The sequence below is a fragment of the Pseudomonas sp. LABIM340 genome (assembly GCF_040017195.2).
In the GTDB taxonomy this organism is placed as follows: Bacteria; Pseudomonadota; Gammaproteobacteria; order Pseudomonadales; family Pseudomonadaceae; genus Pseudomonas.
Genome location: NZ_CM200227.1, coordinates 5,456,718 through 5,473,328, shown reverse-complemented (window position 1 = coordinate 5,473,328; position 16,611 = coordinate 5,456,718). Strand labels below are relative to the sequence as shown.

Annotated in this window: 16 protein-coding genes; 14 read left to right on the top strand and 2 right to left on the bottom strand. The window is 64.5% G+C overall.

Going from position 1 to position 16,611, the window contains the following annotated elements:
- Window positions 1–17: 17 nt before the first annotated feature.
- The 4 genes from ABKS89_RS25195 to ABKS89_RS25180 all read left to right on the top strand — a co-directional run bounded on the left by ABKS89_RS25195 (window position 18) and on the right by ABKS89_RS25180 (window position 3,842).
- Window positions 18–593, top strand: a complete 576-nt coding sequence (locus ABKS89_RS25195; RefSeq protein WP_138215981.1) for a YceI family protein — start codon at window positions 18–20, stop codon at window positions 591–593.
- The gene (locus ABKS89_RS25190) at window positions 590–1,747 is read left to right on the top strand and encodes a phospholipase D-like domain-containing protein (protein WP_348587472.1); all 1,158 of its coding nucleotides are present in this window, start codon (window positions 590–592) and stop codon (window positions 1,745–1,747) included. Before ABKS89_RS25195 ends, ABKS89_RS25190 begins: the two co-directional genes overlap by 4 nt.
- A 108-nt stretch (window positions 1,748–1,855) precedes the next feature.
- Window positions 1,856–3,094: an acyltransferase family protein gene (locus ABKS89_RS25185; RefSeq protein ID WP_518301059.1), complete on the top strand. Its 1,239-nt coding sequence runs from the start codon at window positions 1,856–1,858 to the stop codon at window positions 3,092–3,094.
- 160 nt (window positions 3,095–3,254) lie between these two features.
- Entirely contained in the window at window positions 3,255–3,842 is a 588-nt protein-coding gene (locus ABKS89_RS25180; RefSeq protein ID WP_348587640.1) for a GNAT family acetyltransferase, read from the top strand.
- 7 nt (window positions 3,843–3,849) lie between these two features.
- Here the strand turns inward: ABKS89_RS25180 and ABKS89_RS25175 are convergent, their stop codons facing one another.
- Window positions 3,850–4,137 (bottom strand): type II toxin-antitoxin system RelE/ParE family toxin, encoded by a 288-nt coding sequence (locus tag ABKS89_RS25175; protein ID WP_348587468.1) that lies wholly within the window; start codon window positions 4,135–4,137, stop codon window positions 3,850–3,852.
- A complete protein-coding gene (locus tag ABKS89_RS25170; RefSeq protein WP_199287148.1) occupies window positions 4,128–4,397 on the bottom strand; it encodes a CopG family ribbon-helix-helix protein in 270 nt (89 codons plus the stop codon). The genes ABKS89_RS25175 and ABKS89_RS25170 overlap by 10 nt, the downstream gene beginning before the upstream one ends.
- Before the next feature lie 187 nt (window positions 4,398–4,584).
- Here ABKS89_RS25170 and ABKS89_RS25165 point away from each other — a divergent pair, with 187 nt between their 5' ends.
- From ABKS89_RS25165 to ABKS89_RS25120, 10 genes are all read left to right on the top strand, one after another.
- Entirely contained in the window at window positions 4,585–5,163 is a 579-nt protein-coding gene (locus ABKS89_RS25165) for a DUF2846 domain-containing protein (protein ID WP_348587466.1), read from the top strand.
- Between the two features lie 148 nt (window positions 5,164–5,311).
- Window positions 5,312–6,805 carry an arginine/agmatine antiporter gene (gene adiC, locus ABKS89_RS25160; protein WP_348587464.1) on the top strand — a complete coding sequence of 498 codons (1,494 nt, stop codon included), beginning with the start codon at window positions 5,312–5,314 and terminating at the stop codon, window positions 6,803–6,805.
- A gap of 100 nt (window positions 6,806–6,905) precedes the next feature.
- Window positions 6,906–9,194 (top strand): Orn/Lys/Arg family decarboxylase, encoded by a 2,289-nt coding sequence (locus ABKS89_RS25155; RefSeq protein ID WP_348587462.1) that lies wholly within the window; start codon window positions 6,906–6,908, stop codon window positions 9,192–9,194.
- A 409-nt stretch (window positions 9,195–9,603) separates the two neighbouring features.
- Window positions 9,604–10,116, top strand: a complete 513-nt coding sequence (gene fae / locus ABKS89_RS25150; protein WP_138215989.1) for a formaldehyde-activating enzyme — start codon at window positions 9,604–9,606, stop codon at window positions 10,114–10,116.
- 10 nt (window positions 10,117–10,126) lie between these two features.
- Window positions 10,127–11,161 (top strand): aldo/keto reductase, encoded by a 1,035-nt coding sequence (locus ABKS89_RS25145; RefSeq protein WP_348587461.1) that lies wholly within the window; start codon window positions 10,127–10,129, stop codon window positions 11,159–11,161.
- On the top strand, window positions 11,158–12,597 hold the full coding sequence (locus tag ABKS89_RS25140) for an NAD-dependent succinate-semialdehyde dehydrogenase (RefSeq protein ID WP_348587460.1): 1,440 nt from the start codon (window positions 11,158–11,160) through the stop codon (window positions 12,595–12,597). The genes ABKS89_RS25145 and ABKS89_RS25140 overlap by 4 nt, the downstream gene beginning before the upstream one ends.
- A gap of 96 nt (window positions 12,598–12,693) precedes the next feature.
- Entirely contained in the window at window positions 12,694–14,055 is a 1,362-nt protein-coding gene (locus ABKS89_RS25135) for an MFS transporter (RefSeq protein WP_348587459.1), read from the top strand.
- A gap of 283 nt (window positions 14,056–14,338) precedes the next feature.
- The gene (locus ABKS89_RS25130) at window positions 14,339–14,647 is read left to right on the top strand and encodes a hypothetical protein (protein WP_348587458.1); all 309 of its coding nucleotides are present in this window, start codon (window positions 14,339–14,341) and stop codon (window positions 14,645–14,647) included.
- Between the two features lie 109 nt (window positions 14,648–14,756).
- Entirely contained in the window at window positions 14,757–15,368 is a 612-nt protein-coding gene (locus tag ABKS89_RS25125) for a hypothetical protein (RefSeq protein ID WP_348587457.1), read from the top strand.
- Window positions 15,369–15,564: 196 nt separating this feature from the next.
- Complete coding sequence (locus ABKS89_RS25120) at window positions 15,565–16,608, top strand: efflux RND transporter periplasmic adaptor subunit (protein WP_348587456.1); 1,044 nt, start codon at window positions 15,565–15,567, stop codon at window positions 16,606–16,608.
- The last annotated feature ends 3 nt before the right edge of the window (window positions 16,609–16,611 follow it).

Sequence of the window (16,611 nt, the reverse complement as noted above, 5' to 3'; positions counted from 1 at the left end):
TCCATGTAAGGGATTTCATGCGCTCGCTGTTCGCCTTCCTCTTCGCGGCCTGCTTCGCCGCTTCCGCCCAGGCTGCCTGGTACCTCGACTACGAGTCCTCGCGGCTGACCTTCGTCACCACCAAGAACGCCGATATCGCCGAGGTGAACCGCTTCCTGGTGATGCACGGCAAGGTGGAGCAGCAGGGCCAGGTGGAGCTGCGCATCGAGATGGACTCGCTGAGCACCGGCATCCCGCTGCGCGACGAACGTGTGCGCGACAAGCTGTTCGATACCGAGAAATTCCCCGAGGCGCGCATCACCTCGACCATCGACCTGCGCCCCATCACCGATCTCGCCAATGGTGTGCAGCTGGAAACGCGCCTGCCGCTGCGCCTGGAGCTGAACGGCCAGGCGAAGGACTACCGCACCGATGTGCTGATCACCCGCCTGGACGAGCATCGCTTCCAGGTGGTGACGCTCTCGCCGCTGGTAATCAACGCCGCTGACTTCGGCCTCGCACCAGGCGTGGCGCAGCTGCGCAAACTGGCCGGGCTCAAGAGCATCGGCCTGTCGGTGCCGGTGGGCGCCGTGCTGATCTTCGCCTCGCGGTGAGCGGCCCGATCTTCCCCTGGCGGACGGGCAACCGTTTCGCCCTGCTCTGCGATGGCGAGCGCTTCTTCCCGCGCATGTTCGCCGCCATCGACAGTGCCGAACGGCAGATCGAACTGGAGCTGTACCTGGTAGAAAGCGGCAGCTGCGCCGAAGCGTTGCTGGACCGCCTGCTGGCGGCGCGCTCGCGCGGTGTGAAGGTACGTTGCCTGTTCGACGCCTTCGGCAGCCTCAAGCTCTCCAGCGCCTGGACGCGGCAGTTGCTGGAGGCCGGCGGTGAACTGCGCCAGTACAACCCGCTGAACTGGAAGGCCGGCATCCGCAACCTGTACCGCGATCACCGCAAGTTGCTGCTGGTGGACGAGCGCATCGCCTATGTCGGCGGCACCGGTGCCACCGACGAGTTCTGGTCCGCGCGGGAGAATCGCAGCGACTGGCACGAAGTGATGGTGGAGATGACCGGCCAGATCGTCGCCGACTGGCAGCGCCTGTTCGAGCGGCAGTGGAATGCCTGTCTCGGCGTGCGCGCCTGGAAGCCCCGCGAGGAAGTCCTGCTGACCCGCCTGCCGCCGATCCCCAACTACGGCGAAGGACTGGCGCGGGTCGCCTATGCCGACGCCGGCCAGCACCGCGACATTCTCCAGGCGCTGGTGCGTTCGCTGCGCGGCGCGCACCAGCGTGTGTGGCTGGCGACGCCGTATTTCCTGCCGACCTGGAAGGTCCGCCGCGCCCTGCGCAAGGCGGCTCAGCGCGGCGTCGACGTGCGTCTGCTGCTCACCGGGCGCCTCACCGACCATGCGCCCGTGCGCTACGCGGGCCAGCGCTATTACCCGAGCCTGCTGCGCGCCGGGGTGAAGATCTTCGAATACCAGCCGCGTTTCCTTCATCTGAAGATGGTACTGGTCGATGACTGGGTCAGCGTCGGCTCGTGCAACTTCGATCATTGGAACCTTCGGTTCAATCTGGAGGCCAATGTAGAAGCGTTCGATCCGCAATTCACCGCGGCGGTTGCCGACTGCCTGGCCGCCGACTTTGCACAGAGCCGCGAGATCGACCTGACTTTCTGGCGCGCGCGCCCCTGGTGGAAGCGCCTGCGCGAGCGCCTGTGGGGCTCGCTGGACCGACTGATGGTGAACTTCCTCGACCGTCGCCGATGATGTTGAAGTGGTTCGTCCAGCTGTCGTTCGCCTATTCGGAAGGAGAGAAGCGTGGAGAACATACAAAAAAAGGAGCGATTCATCGGGCTGGAATGGCTGCGCTTCCTGATGGGCCTTTACGTGGTGATCTACCACACGCTGCACAGCTACCCGGCGGAGCAGAAGTTCGCGGGCCTCGATGACCTCACCGCGCTGGGCTTCTTCGCCACCAGCACCTTCTTCGTGCTCTCCGGCTTCCTGCTCTGCCACGTCTACGTCACCGATGGGCAGTTGCGCGAGAGCCCGCGCAGCTTCTTCACCAAGCGCCTGTCCAACCTCTACCCGCTGCACATCTTCTCGATCCTGCTGACCATCGTCGTGTTGCTGGTGGTAAGCGGGCTGGGCATCGGCCCGGACCTCGACCAGGCGACGCCGCGCTTCGTCATCTACGACACCAACGAGGCCATCGGCCGGCTGCAGCCGGAGCTGTTCCACCACTGGATGAGCGACCGCGAACTGCTGTTCAACAGCATCCTCCAGCTCACCATGATGCAGGCCTGGAACCCGTACTACCTGACCTTCAACGCGCCTCTCTGGTCGCTGTCGACGCTGTTCTTCTTCTACCTCTGCTTCCCCTTTGTCGCACCGCGCCTGGCGTGCCTGCAGAACAAGTGGCGCTGGCTGCTGGTGCTGTGGGTGCTCTACCTGATTCCGCCGATCCTGGTGGTCGCCAGCGAGCAGTACGGCATGCCCTGGACCGGCCTGCTGCACCGCAACCCGCTGCTGCGTCTGCCGGAGTTCCTCAGCGGCATCCTCGCCTACGGGCTGTTCCGCGAGTACAAGGACGCTGGCCGCCTGCCGGGGCACGGGATGCTGGTGGCGATGGGCACCTTCGTGCTGGCCAACTTCCTCGTTGCCGATTACCTCTACACCCACGGCGCCAAGTACTGGTACTTCCTGCTGCACAACGGCCTGCTGCTGCCGGCGCAGCTGGTGCTGGTGTACATGAGCGCCTTGCCGCGCGACCCACAGAGCAGCCTGATCCGCCACTGGTCGCCACGTCTGGGGGCGGCGTCGCTGTCGCTGTTCGCCCTGCATGTGCCGTTGTTCACCCTGTTCTCGCGCACCGAGAAGCTGATCCGCGCACCGGGCGACTGCCTGGCAGACTGGGCCTTCTGCGTCGAGTCGGCGACCCACCAGCAGCTGTCGCTGTGGCTCTACCCGTTGTTCCTGTTGTTCATGGTCACCAGCTGCGTGCTGGTGCAGGAGCGCTGCGTGGTGCCGGTGCGCAAATGGCTGGTGCGTCACCTGCTGCCCACGCCGCCCGCACCGCCAGCCGCGCGGCGACGGGTGGCGACGGAGTCCTGAGGCGTGTCCGTCGGCCACGCCCGCGGACTGCCTTGAAGGCTGACGCGCAGGGATACGCTTCTGTCGTGGTTGGAACTTCGGCTGGCTTCACGGCCCATGCTAGGTTTCAACATTGCTGCCACCTTGCCGGCGGCGGCACCTGCGGACTCCCGCCATGCCCCTGGATATCCGTCTGCTCAGCGGTGATGCCCTCCGCCCGTTCATCGATGATCTGGCGCGACTGCGCATCACTGTGTTCCGCGAGTATCCGTACCTCTTCGACGGCAGCCCGGAATTCGAAGCCGGATACCTCGACAGCCACGTACGTTCAGCCTGGAGCCTGTGCGTGCTGGTGATCGATGAGGGCAGGGTAGTGGGCGCCTCGACCGGGCTGCCGTTGCTGGACGAATCCGAGGCTTTGCAGCAGCCGTTCCTGGTGCAGGGCTGGAACCCGGAACGAATCTTCTATTTTGGCGAGTCGGTAGTTCTGCCGGAGTACCGCAGCGCCGATCTCGACCGGCGCTTCTTCGAGGAACGCGAGCGCTTTGCGCGGGGCCTGGATCGCTTCGACTGGTGTGCCTTCTGCGCCCTTCGGCGGCCGCCGGAGCATCGCGCGCGCCCTGCCAGCTACCGCTCGCCGGACGCCTTCTGGCTGCAGCGCGGCTTCACTCCGCAACCCTCTCTGCAGACCGAATACCACTGGCGCGATATCGGCGAGCAACAGGAGACCGCCAAGTCGATGATGTTCTGGCTCAAGGACCTGAGTTGATACGGGTTCAGTAGCCGGCTTCGCGCTGGTGGCGGATGGCGAGGATCACCAGGGTTTCACCGTCGATGCGGTAGCGGGCGAGGTAACCGCTGTCGCCGAAATCGATCGGCCATTCGCGAAAGGCCACCGGCAGATCATCGATCAGCCGGCCCATCTGCGGGTAGGCGGCGAGGGCCTGGGTGGCTTCGATGATGATCCGGCCGGCGCGGCGTGCGGCGGCAGGGTTGGTTTCCCGCAGGAAACGCCGCAGACGTTCGAGGTCGCGCAGTGCTGCAGGCGCGTAGATCACTCGCATTTCGGAGTGTCTTGTTCGTCCTCAGCGCCCCAGCTGTTCAGCCAGTTCTCCACGGCCTCCGCGGTGACGTGCTGACCGGTTGCCTGGAACTCCTCCCACGCCTGCTCGGTGTCCTTCTTCAGCTTTTCGCGCTGCTCTTCGCGCACCACGTACTGGCCGATGGCTTCGCGAATGATCCAGTGCGGCGAGCGCTGGCGCAGCTCGGCCAGTTCGCGGATTCGGGCGAGCATTTCCTCGTCGAGTTTGACCGAAGTGGCCATGTTCACACCTCTTACTAAAAGGTAATACCAGGTAATACTTCGCTTGCCTGGGAACAGTGTCAAACAGGAAGGGATAGGCGGGGGCGAGGGCGCCGGTAACTGTGATGCCGTAGACCCGGACTTTCGACGGGTGGCAAGGCGCGAAGCGCTGGTTATGCTCCGGGGATAACCATAAGAGGGACTTTCCATGCTCCGAGTGGCCCTGTGCGCCTTTCTCCTGATGCTTGCTGGTTGCAGCTCGCCCGGTGCGTTCTTCGGCGCGGTGGACGGGCCGCCGTTCGGCGCACTGCCTGCGGATTCGCAGCAGGCCACGGTGTACATCTACCGGCCGCAGAACCAGTGGTCCGACGAAGAGCTGGAAGCGCCCGGCCTGTTCATCAACAACGAGCTGATCGGCAGCCTGCCGAGCAACGGCTACTTCGCCCTGAGCTTCGCCCCCGGCAGTTATCCGCTGCAGATGCGTCGCCCGCTGCTGGGCAGCTTCTGGACCTTCTTTGCCGGCGGCAGCCTGGACTTCACCCTGATCGCCGGCTTCACCCTGGAAGCCCGCGCCGGCGAGGTCTACTACCTGCGCTACGACGAGACCCACACGCCGCCCAAGTACGAACACACCGCCGGCCAGGGCGCCGGCCCGCTGCAACTGGTGGGCAGGGAGCTGGGCTCGCGGGAAATCCCCGCCACGCGACAGGTCCAGGAGCCAGTGAGCATCGCCGCCAGTGGCAAGGAAGTCGAAGGGCCGGGCTTCTTCGAGCGCATCGGGCTCTGAAGCGGAAACCACGCAGGATCCCCGGAATAGACGGATTTCGCCGTTGGATTGTTAAGGAAAATTCGGCCCGCGCTATGGGAAGCCAAGCGATTTCAGGACCTGGGTGACGGCAGAAGAATCGTGACTTCTTTTTTCAGGGAGTCACGCGATGGAACAAGCCGACAGCAACAAGATCGGGGTGGTAGCGGCCACGCTGATGGTGGCCGGCAACATGATGGGCTCGGGAGTGTTCATGCTTCCGGCCAATCTTGCCACCACGGGAGGGATCGCCCTCTACGGGTGGTTCATCACCATCGTTGGCGCGGTGTCCCTGGCCCTGGTCTTCGCCAAGTTGTCGGCGATCGATCCGGTGGCGGGCGGCCCCTACGCCTACACCAAGAAGTCGTTCGGCAACTACATGGGTTACCAGAGCAACCTGATCTACTGGCTGGCCAATGTAGTGGGCAACGTCGGCCTGGCGGTGGCCGGCCTGGGTTACCTGTCGCACTTCTTCCCCAGTCTGAAGGACCCTCTGGTCTCCGCCATGGCGCAGATCGCGGTGATCTGGTTCTTCACCTACGCCAACATCCTCGGCCCGTCGGTGGTCGGCAAGCTGCAATCCTTCACCACCGTCTTTGCCCTGTTCCCCATCATCGGCATGGCGCTGCTGGGCTGGTTCTGGTTCAGCGGCGACATCTACGAGGCGGGTTGGAACGTCTCCGGCAAGAGTGGCTTCGAAGCGGTTGGCTCGACCCTGAACTACACGCTGTGGGCCTTCATCGGCGTGGAGAGCGCTTCGGTTTCCGCAGGTGTGGTACGCGACCCCGCGCGCAACGTACCGATCGCCACTGTAGGTGGCGTACTCATCGCAGCCGTCTGCTATGTGCTCAGCTCCACCGCGATCATGGGCATGATTCCCAACAAGGAGCTGCTGGCCTCCAGTGCTCCTTTCGCCGACGCAGCCCGCCTGGCGCTGGGTGATACCGCGGCGAACATAGTTGCGCTCTGTGCGGCGATTGGCTGCCTGGGCTCGTTGGCCGGCTGGACGCTACTGGTCGGGCAGACAGCCAAGGCTGCGGCAGACGACGGCCTGTTCGGCAAGGTATTCGCCAAGGTCAACGCCAAGGGCGTACCTTCGGCTGGCCTGGCCATTGTCGCGGCGATCATGAGCATCCAGGTGCTGGCGACCATGTCGCCGACTGCCAGCGAGCAGTTCGGCAAGATCGCCTCCATCGCGGTGATCATGACGCTGCTGCCGTACATCTACTCGGCAGTCGCCATCAAGGTGCTGGGCTACCGAAAGATGCCTGCCCGCCAGTACGGCTTCTACACCTTCGTCGGCGTCATTGCGGCGATCTACAGCCTCTGGGCGATGGTCGGCTCCGACGGCGAACAAACGCGCTGGTCGCTGATCTTCGTGGTCTCCACGATCATCTTCTACGAGCTGTCGATCAACAGCATGCGCACTGTCGAGGAGACCGGCGTCCATCCGGGCGGAGTTTCTCCTGGCTGGATCCGCTTCGGCACCCTGGCACTGACCATCATCGCGTTGGCAGCGATGTTCTGGGTTTCGGTCGGCCGACACGACAACCTCAATCTGCGCCCGCGGGTACTCCAGCCTGCCGCCAGCGCTCCCGCCGTTCCCGCTCAAGCCCCCAACTGATTTCCCCGCCTGCCCGCGCCTCCTCCGATGGCGCTGAAGGCGGGGCAGGCGTCTGCCTGGCTGGTAGCGCGAGTGCTGCCAGCCGATTCGAGGAGTTTTCATGTCCGAATCCGTTACCAAGAACACCCTTGATGTTGTCGCCCTGATGGTCCATGAGGCGCAGGATCAGGTCACCTCGGCGGGTCGATCCGTGCGAGCGTTGGCCCAGGACCTCGAGCGGCGCGGTGTGACTGTGCTGCTCGCTGCGACGGCCGCGGACGCCTGCGCCGTTATCGATTCGAATCCGGCCCTGCAATGCCTGCTGCTGAACTGGGAGTTGCCTGGCGGTGCATTGCCGGTACTGGAGACACTGCGTCGACGTAATGCACGGATGCCTGCTTTCCTCATGGCTTCGCGTGGCGATGCGGCGTCCATCGAGCTGCAGGCGCTGCGCCAGTCGGACGACTTCATCTGGCTGCTGGAAGACACCACCGATTTCATCGGCGGCCGCATCGTCGCCGCCGTCGAGCGTTATCGCGAGGCGGTGCTGCCGCCGATGTTCAAGGCGCTGATGAAATTCTCCCGCGTCTACGAGTATTCCTGGCATACGCCGGGCCATACCGGCGGAACGGGATTCCTCAAGTCGCCGGCCGGGCGCGCGTTCTTCGACTTCTTTGGCGAGGAGCTGCTGCGCTCGGACCTGTCGATCTCCGTCGGCGATCTGGGTTCCCTGCTCGACCACAGCGGCCCCATCGGCGAGAGCGAGCGCTACGCCGCGCGGGTATTCGGCTCCCATCGCAGCTATCACGTCACCAACGGTTCTTCGATGTCCAACCGGGTCATCCTGATGGCCAGCGTCACTCGTGACCAGATTGCGTTGTGCGATCGCAATTGCCACAAGTCGGCAGAGCATTCGATGACCATGTCGGGGGCGATCCCGACCTACCTGGTGCCATCGCGCAACCACCTCGGGCTGATCGGACCGATCCGGCCCGAGCACCTGACCGCCGTGGCGGTGAAACGGCATATCGCCGACAACACACTCGTCCACCCGGGTATCGATCCGACACCGCGCCACGCCATCATTACCAACTCCACCTACGACGGCCTCTGCTACAACGTGGCACGAGTCGAGGAGTTGCTCGGCCAAAGCGTCGACCGCCTGCACTTCGACGAAGCCTGGTACGGTTATGCGCGTTTCAACCCGCTCTACCGCCAACGCCACGCGATGCACGGCGACCCTGCCGAGCATGGCGCGGATCGTCCCACCGTGTTCGCCACCCAGTCCACCCACAAGTTGCTGGCGGCCTTGTCCCAGGCATCCTTCATCCATGTGCGCGATGGGCGCAATCCGGTGGAGCACGCGCGTTTCAACGAGTCCTACATGATGCATGCGTCCACTTCGCCGCAGTACGCGATCATCGCCTCCAACGACGTCTCGGCGGCGATGATGGACGGGCAGGGCGGGGTGGCGCTGACCACTGACGCTATACGCGAGGCGGTGGCCTTCCGGCGTCTGCTGGCGCGCCTGAACAATGATTTCGCCGAGCAGGGCGACTGGTTCTTCGACGCCTGGCAGCCTGACGAAGTGCGCGACCCGCGCACCGGCCGCAAGGTGGCCTTCTTCGAGGCGGACGAGGACCTGCTGGTCAGCGACCCGCACTGCTGGACCCTGGCTCCCGGGGCGCAGTGGCATGGCTTCGGCGAGATCGAGGAAGGCTACTGCATGCTCGATCCGATCAAGGTCTCGGTGGTGACGCCGGGCATCTCGCCCACCGGTGGGCTGATGCCGGTGGGTATTCCCGCCGCGGTACTCACCGCCTTCCTCGCGCAGCAAGGCATCGTGGTGGAGAAGACCACCGACTTCACCCTGCTGTTCCTCTTTTCCATCGGCATCACCAAAGGCAAGTGGGGCACGCTGGTCAATGCCTTGCTGGGGTTCAAGCGCGACTACGACGCCAACTTGCCGCTGCCCCGTGCATTGCCGCAGCTGGTGGCCGATTGGCCGCAGCGCTATGCCGACCTGGGCCTGAAGGACCTCTGCGACCGAATGTTCGAAGCGATGGCCGAGCTGGATACCACCGCGCTGATGGGGCAGGCCTTCTCGCTGCTGCCCGAGCCGCGGCTGAGCCCGAGCGCTGCCTACGAGCAACTGGTGAAGAACCGTATCGAGTGGCTGACGCTGGAGGAAATGAGCGGCCGCACCGTGGCGACTGGCGTGGTGCCTTATCCGCCGGGCATTCCGCTGCTAATGCCGGGTGAGAACGCCGGGCCCGCCGATGGTCCGCTACTGGGTTACCTGAAGGCGCTGGAGGCTTTCGACCAGCGTTTCCCGGGCTTCACCCACGATACCCATGGTGTTGAAGTCGAGGATGGCCTCTACCGGGTCGCCTGCATCCAGTCAGACTGAGTCTGTTCGGTTGATGAAGGCCGGCGCAGGGCAATGCCCTGCGCCGGTTTTTTTATCTGCAGAACTCAGGATGTGACCTGGTTTTTCGCCCGCATCCGGGTATGACTTGAACTCATAACTCCTTGAGTTTTTATGGTTACCGGGCCGATTTGGCCTGGTGCTAAAAATCGTCGCACCAGCTCATCGACAACAACAAAGAGCGACGCGACATGATCACTTCCCTGCTTTCCCTGCCCTCGATCCGTCCTCCGTGTTCCGGCCTGTCCGGTGCCTTCGCGCATCCGTCCGACTCGCCCGTCGATTCCTGATCCCACACCGACTTTCTCCCGGCGCTCTGCGCCGTTTTTGCCACGGGCCGCGCACGCAGGCCCGGGCTTTCTTACACCCCCACGGTTCCATGAGGTACCCCATGAAAAAGCTCGACCTGTACATCGGTGAAGGTTTCGAAGGCCCCGGCGTCAACGCCGCGCACATCAATATTCTGCTCGGCCCGCGCAGCGGACCGGCCGGCCAGGCCTTCTCCAGCAGCCTCGCCTCGCCCAGCCAGGGGCACTGCCCATTCATGGTGATCGCGCAGCCGAACATTCCGGTCAAGCCGATGACCCTTTACGTGAACAAGGCGGAGATCAACGGCGACCTGCACGCCAACGCTACCTGGGGCGCGTCCCAGGCCGGCATCGCCAAGGCCGTCACCGAGGCGCTGCTGGACGGCACGCTGCCGCCGGAAGCCGAGGACGAGTGGGCCATCGTCACCGCCAACTGGGTCAATCCGGCCTGCGACGACCTGGATGCCGTCTACCGCAACAATTACAACGCCTGCCGCACTGCGATCCGCGCGGCGCTGAGCTGCAAGCCCGAACGCGCGCAGCTGGCCGACGTGGTCAACGCCATCGCCAACCCCTTCTACACCCCCAAGGCCTGAGGTCAGCAGCATGCAATACATCCGTCTCGGCAACTCCGGCCTGCAGGTTTCCAAGCTGTGCCTGGGCACCATGAACATGGGCACCCCGGACTGGAAACCGTGGATTTTCGATGAGGCCAGGAGCGAGCCGATCGTCAAGCACGCGCTGGACGCCGGCGTGAACTTCATCGATCTGGCCGACTTCTACTCGGCCGGCGTCGGCGAGGAAGTGGTCTGCCGCATCCTCAAGCGCCTGGTGCGCCGCGAGGACGTGGTGATCACCACCAAGGTCGGCTACGGCACCCGCCCCGGCATCAACGCCAGCGGTCATTCGCGCAAGCACATCATGGATGGCATCGATGCCTCGCTGAAGCGCATGGGCATGGATTACGTCGACATCTACATGCTGCACTTCTACGACGTGAACACCCCGGTGGAAGAAGTGATGGGCGCGCTGAACGATATCGTCCGCGCCGGCAAGGCCCGCTACATCGGCGTGTCCACCATGCTCACCGGCCAGCTGGCGAAGATTCTCATGGCCTGCGAGCGCAACGGCTGGGTCAAGCCGATCAACATGCAGCTGCAGCTCAACTGCGCCTACCGCGAGGAGGAGCGCGAGATGATCCCGTTCTGCCGCGACCAGGGCCTTGGCGTCTCGGTGTTCAGCCCGCTGGCGCGCGGCCGGCTGACCGGCGACGCGAACTCCACGCGCAACCAGACCGACTTCTTCACTCAGCAGATGTACGCCGACGAGGCCTCCTTCGAGATCGCCCACTCCGTACAGCGCGTTGCCCAGCGCCGCGGCGTGTCCAACGCGCAGATCGCCCAGGCCTGGGTCCTGCAGCATTCGGGCGTGGATTGCATGCTGGTCGGCGCCGACACCACTGCGCAGTTCGACAGCGCCCTGGCCGCGCTGGAGACCCGCCTGGACGACGAGGAAATCTTTGAGCTGGAACGCAACTACACGCCCTGCGACGTGATCAACGACTACACCGCCGGCAAGCGCATCCTGCGCGCCGCCCGCCCCATGCGCGAAGCCTTTTCGCTGACGGAGGCGGTGGCATGAGCGCGCTGCTGAAAACCGGCCACTACATCGATGGCCAATGGGTGAATGGCGGCGCAACCTACCCGGTGCGCAACCCGGCTACTGGCGAGCTGATCGTCGAAGTCGCCCGTGGCGGCGCCGAGGAGACCAACGCTGTCATTGCCGCTGCTGAACGAGCGCTGCCGGCCTGGCGCGCACTCACCGCCAAAGAGCGCAGCGCGCGCATCCGCCGCTGGGGCGAACTGATGCTGCAGCGCCAGGACGACCTGGCGCGCCTGCTCAGCAGCGAGCAGGGCAAGCCGCTGGCCGAAGCCCAAGGCGAGGTCGCCTACGCGGCGAGCTTCCTCGAGTGGTTCGCCGAGGAAGCCAAGCGCGTGTATGGCGACGTGATCCCCTCGCACAAGGGCGATGCGCGCATCGTGGTGATCAAGCAGGCCATCGGCGTGGTCGCGGCAATCACCCCATGGAACTTCCCGCTGGCGATGGTTACCCGCAAGGTCGGTCCGGCGTTGGCCGCCGGCTGCACGATGATCCTCAAGCCTTCGGAAGAAACCCCGCTGTCGGCCTTCGCCCTCGCGGTGCTGGCGGAAGAGGCGGGCATTCCGCCGGGCGTGTTCAACATCGTTTCCGGCGACGCCCCGGCCATCGGTGGCGCGCTGCAGGCATCGGGTTCGGTGCGCAAACTGTCGTTCACCGGCTCGACCCGCACCGGCAAGCTGCTGATGCGCCAGGCGGCGGAGACGCTGAAGAAGGTCTCGCTGGAGCTGGGCGGCAACGCGCCCTTCATCGTCTTCGACGATGCCGATATCGAGGCTGCCGTGCGCGGTGCAATGGCCTCGAAGTTCCGCAACACCGGGCAGACCTGCGTGTGCGTGAACCGCTTCTACATCCAGGACGGGGTGTACGACGCATTTGTATCGCGTCTCACCGAAGCGGTGCGTGCCATGCGCGTGGGCAATGCACTGGAAGGCGAAACCGAGCAGGGCCCGCTGATCAACGAAGCCGCGCTGGCCAAGGTCGAGCAGCACGTCGGCGATGCGTTGGAGAAGGGCGCGAAGCTGCTCTGCGGTGGCCGTCGCCATGCGTTGGGCGGCACCTTCTTCGAGCCGACTGTGCTGGCCGAAGCGAGTCCGAAAATGCTGATTGCCAGTGAGGAAACCTTCGGCCCTGTAGCAGCCTGTTTCCGATTCCGCGACGAGTCTGAAGTCCTGAGTCTGGCGAACGATACGCCCTACGGACTTTCCGCCTATTTCTACAGCCGCGACATCGGTCGCGTCTGGCGCATGGCCGAGGGTCTGGAGGCCGGCATGGTCGGCATCAACGAAGGAATCATCTCCACCGAGGTGGCGCCCTTTGGCGGCATCAAGGAATCCGGCCTGGGCCGCGAAGGTTCGAAGTACGGCATCGAGGATTACGTGGAGATCAAGTACCTGCTCATGGGCGGTCTGTCCGCCTGACGCTTCGCCAAGGAGTTCTGCCTCATCCGCCGCGTCGTCCGGGACGCGGCGGCTCAACCTCGCTGTGTTTCCAATAACAAAAAGTCGGAGACGATCATGTCGGGTCAACCAGTCAAAATCGATGACCTGCCCATCGGCAGGTTCCACATCAAGATCGCCGGGCTCACCTTCGGCGCCCACTTCACCGACGGCTACATCCTCGGTCTCATCGGTATCGCCTTCACCCTGATCAACCCGCAGATGGCGCTGACGCCGTTCTGGCAGGGCCTGATCGGCAGCTCCGCGCTGCTCGGGCTGTTCTTCGGCAGCCTGTTCTTCGGCTGGGTTTCCGACCACCTCGGTCGGCAGAAAATCTTCCTCATCAGCTTCGTGCTGATCACCATCGCCTCGGTAATGCAGTTCTACGTCGAAACCGCGATGCAGCTGTTCCTCTGCCGGGTCTTGATCGGCATCGGCCTGGGCGGCGACTTCAGCGTCGGCCACGCCATGCTCGCCGAGTTCTCTCCACGCAAGCACCGTGGCGTGCTGCTGGGCTCGTTCAGCGTGATCTGGACCTTCGGTTATGTCGCCGCCACCTTCGTCGGCACCGCGTTGCTGCCACTGGGCGACGACGCGTGGCGCTGGATGCTGGCGTCCTCGGCGATCCCCGCCGCGATGATCCTGATTGCCCGTATCGGCACGCCAGAGTCGCCGCGCTGGCTGATCCACAAGGGCCGCGTCGAGGAAGCCCGTGCCATCGTGCGCAAGCACCTGGGCGCCAACGTGGAGATCGACGAAGAAGTCATCACCCGCAAGCACGCCGGCTACAGCGCGCTGTTCAGCCGCGAGTACCGCAAGCGCACGGCCTTCAACTGCCTGTTCTTCATCTGCATTGTCATGCCGTACTTCGCCATCTACACCTTCCTGCCGTCGATCCTGCAGAAGATGGGGCTCGCCGAAGGCTTCGGCACCGAGATGATGCTCAACGCGCTGCTGGTGGTCGGGGCCCTGCTGGGCATCTGGTGCACCATCAAGTTCAGCCGTCGTGGTTTCCTCATCAACTCCTTCCTGATCCTCGCCGCTTCCCTGTTCCTGCTGGTGTTGCTGCCGGGCAGCATGGCCTGGCTGATGGTGGCGTGCTTCGGCCTGTTCACCCTGGTGCTGTCGGCGGTGAGCAACCTGGTCGGCGTTTATCCGGCGGAAAGCTTCCCCACTGAAGTGCGCGCCGGCGGTATCGGTCTGGCCACGGCGGCGAGCCGCCTGGGCTCGGCACTGAGCACCTTCCTGCTGCCGGTCAGCGTGGCGGGCATCGGCCTCAATCCGACCATGGCGATCCTCGCCGGCATCCTGCTGCTGGGGGCGGTCATCTCCATCGCCTGGGCACCGGAGACCAAGGACCTGACCCTGACTAACGCCTGCCGCGCCGAGCCAGAGCCGGCGACGGCCGATGCTTCGGAAAAGGCCGCTCAACTGGCCTGATTTCTCCCAGCGAGCTGAACGAACGGGCGTACCGGGAAACCGGTACGCCCGTTCGTCTGTAGGCTCTAGGACGGTATTTCGCAGGGCGGTTCCTCGGATATCTGTGTCACTCATGTAGGAATTTGGCGCAACTGACAGGGGGACCATCCGTATCTGTCTCCACCCCGATTTCAGCGCTCCGGATGGCGATTAAGGTAGCGGTCCCTGCCTCGGATTGCCGTCCCCGTACGCTCGTTCAACGGTGCAAATTTCCCAGGCGATCACTCTTCAGCAAGGAGTCGCCATGCACCTGCGCCCCTCCATTGCGGCCATCCTCGCCAATGGCCTGCCGTTGTTTCCCGCCTTTACCTTGCTGGTCTGCGCCGCTTCCCTGAGCGGCTGCATGACCGACCAGCAGTTCATCGCGCAGAACCAGAACGCGGCGATCAGCACCGCCCTGTCCCGTGCGCGGTTCGAACTCGAATGCCTGGACGCCGCTGCCACCGTGCTGTCGAGCAAGGTCCCCCGGCTCGCCTATGCCAACAACCGCACCGAATACACCCTCGGCGCCGCGGCTGTGATCGGCAGGCGGTGTACATCGCTTTCTGCCTGACGCCCGACAGTCGCACCGCGGTCAGTGATACCGCGCCCCTCGTCCAGTGATGCAGCCACTTCGCCTAGCTGTTCCGTTCACCAGAAAACGAGCCCAAGGAGGGTTCCTCATGCAAATACTCAAGACTCTGCCACTGATCGCTGTTTTGGCCATGGCGGCCACGGCCCCGGTAATGGCCGCCGATATTCCGCTGGGCACCGCGGTGGTGTCCGATGAGGTGGTGACCAAGGTCATCTCCGTCGATGCCAAGGACCGCCGCATCGTCGTCGAGGACGAGGCCGGCAAGCCGCTGACCGTGCAATTGACCGACGCCGCGCAGGACCTGGGGCACCTCAAGGCGGGCGATTACATCGCCGCGCTGGTCGTCCACTCCGCTGCCTTTGACCTTGATACCCAGGTGCAGACGCAGGCTCCCGGCGCCCTCGAAGTCGATGGCGCGGCGATGGCCACGCCAACCAACCCCCATCCCGGTGGCGACGCGTTTCGCATGGCCCGCGTCCAGTTGAAGATCGTCGGTATCAATCTCAAAAAGCATGAGCTGACCTTCGAAGGGCCGAACGGCGCGACCAAGGTGGTGCAGGTCGATGACGTCAAGCTGCGCAGCCGTATGAACGAGCTGAAGAGCGGCCAGATGCTGACGGTGACCTACGAGGACACCCTGCAGATCGTCACTGCTCACCCGGTCGCCCAGTCGGCGGCGCCGGCCAAGTCCTCCAACTGATGCCATCGCGGAGTTCTCGCCGTGGCGGGAACTCCCTTTTCCTGTTCCCTTGCCTTCGGGCATTCGCTGTGGATTGACTATGCGCCTGACTCCTCTGTGCCCCTGCGCAGTACTACTCGCGACCGTATTCCTGACTGCCTGTGACCGGGCGGAAAAAACGCCCGCCGGGGCCGCTCCAGTCGCTGTCACGACCGCTGTGGCGAAGCCGACCAACCTGCCGGCGAGCATGACCTTCGTCGGCCAGACCCAGAGCCCACAGGCGGTGGACATCCATGCCCGGGTCGATGGCTTCCTGCTCAGGCGCAACTACAACGAAGGCAGTCTGGTGAAGGTCGGTGACCTGCTCTTCGAGATCGACCACGCGCCGTTCCAGGCGCAGCTTGATTCGGCCAGGGCGCAGTACGCCGCGCAGAAGGCCAGCTACGAACGCGCCAAGGCCAACCTGGACCGCGTGCTGCCGCTGGCGGCGGAAAAGGCGCTGAGTCCGAAGGATCGCGACGATGCCATCGGCACGGCCAAGTCCGCCGAGGCCTCCATGGAGGCGGCGCTGGCCCAGGTCAGGACGCAGGAGCTGAACCTCTCCTACACCTACGTGCGTTCCCCGGTCGATGGCATCAGCGACTACGCCCACGTCAACAACGGGACCTACGTCAACGCCAGCAATAGCCTGCTGACCTCGGTGTCCACGCTGGACCCGATGCGCGTGGTGCTGAGCGTGAGCGAGGAGCAGTTCCTCGCTATCCGCGACCTGCGCGAAAGCGGCCGCCTGGTGCTGCCGGCCGACGGCCGTCTCGAGGCGCACCTGCAGATGTCGGACGGCTCGCGCTACCCGGCGACCGGCGTGGTGAGCTTTGCGTCTTCCACCTTCAACCAGCAGACCGGCACCTTCATGGTCCGCGCCGACTTCGCCAATCCCAAGGGCGAGTTGCGCCCTGGTCAGTTCGTGCGCATCACCCTGAGGGGGGCGAATTACGCCAATGCCATTCAGCTTCCGCAACGAGCTGTCATGCACGGACCCAAGGGCGACTTCGTCTACGTGGTCAACGGCGACAAGGCCGAGGAGCGCCCGGTGCAGATGGCCGAGCCATCCGGTGAGTTCTGGCGGGTCGAAAAGGGGCTCAAGGGCGGCGAGCGGGTGGTGGTCGATGGCGCCGGAAAGCTCATGCCCGGTGCCCCCCTGAAGATTACCGGGGACGCTCCGGCCGGCAGTTTCGGCCCAGTGACCCCGAAGGCAGAGTGAGGC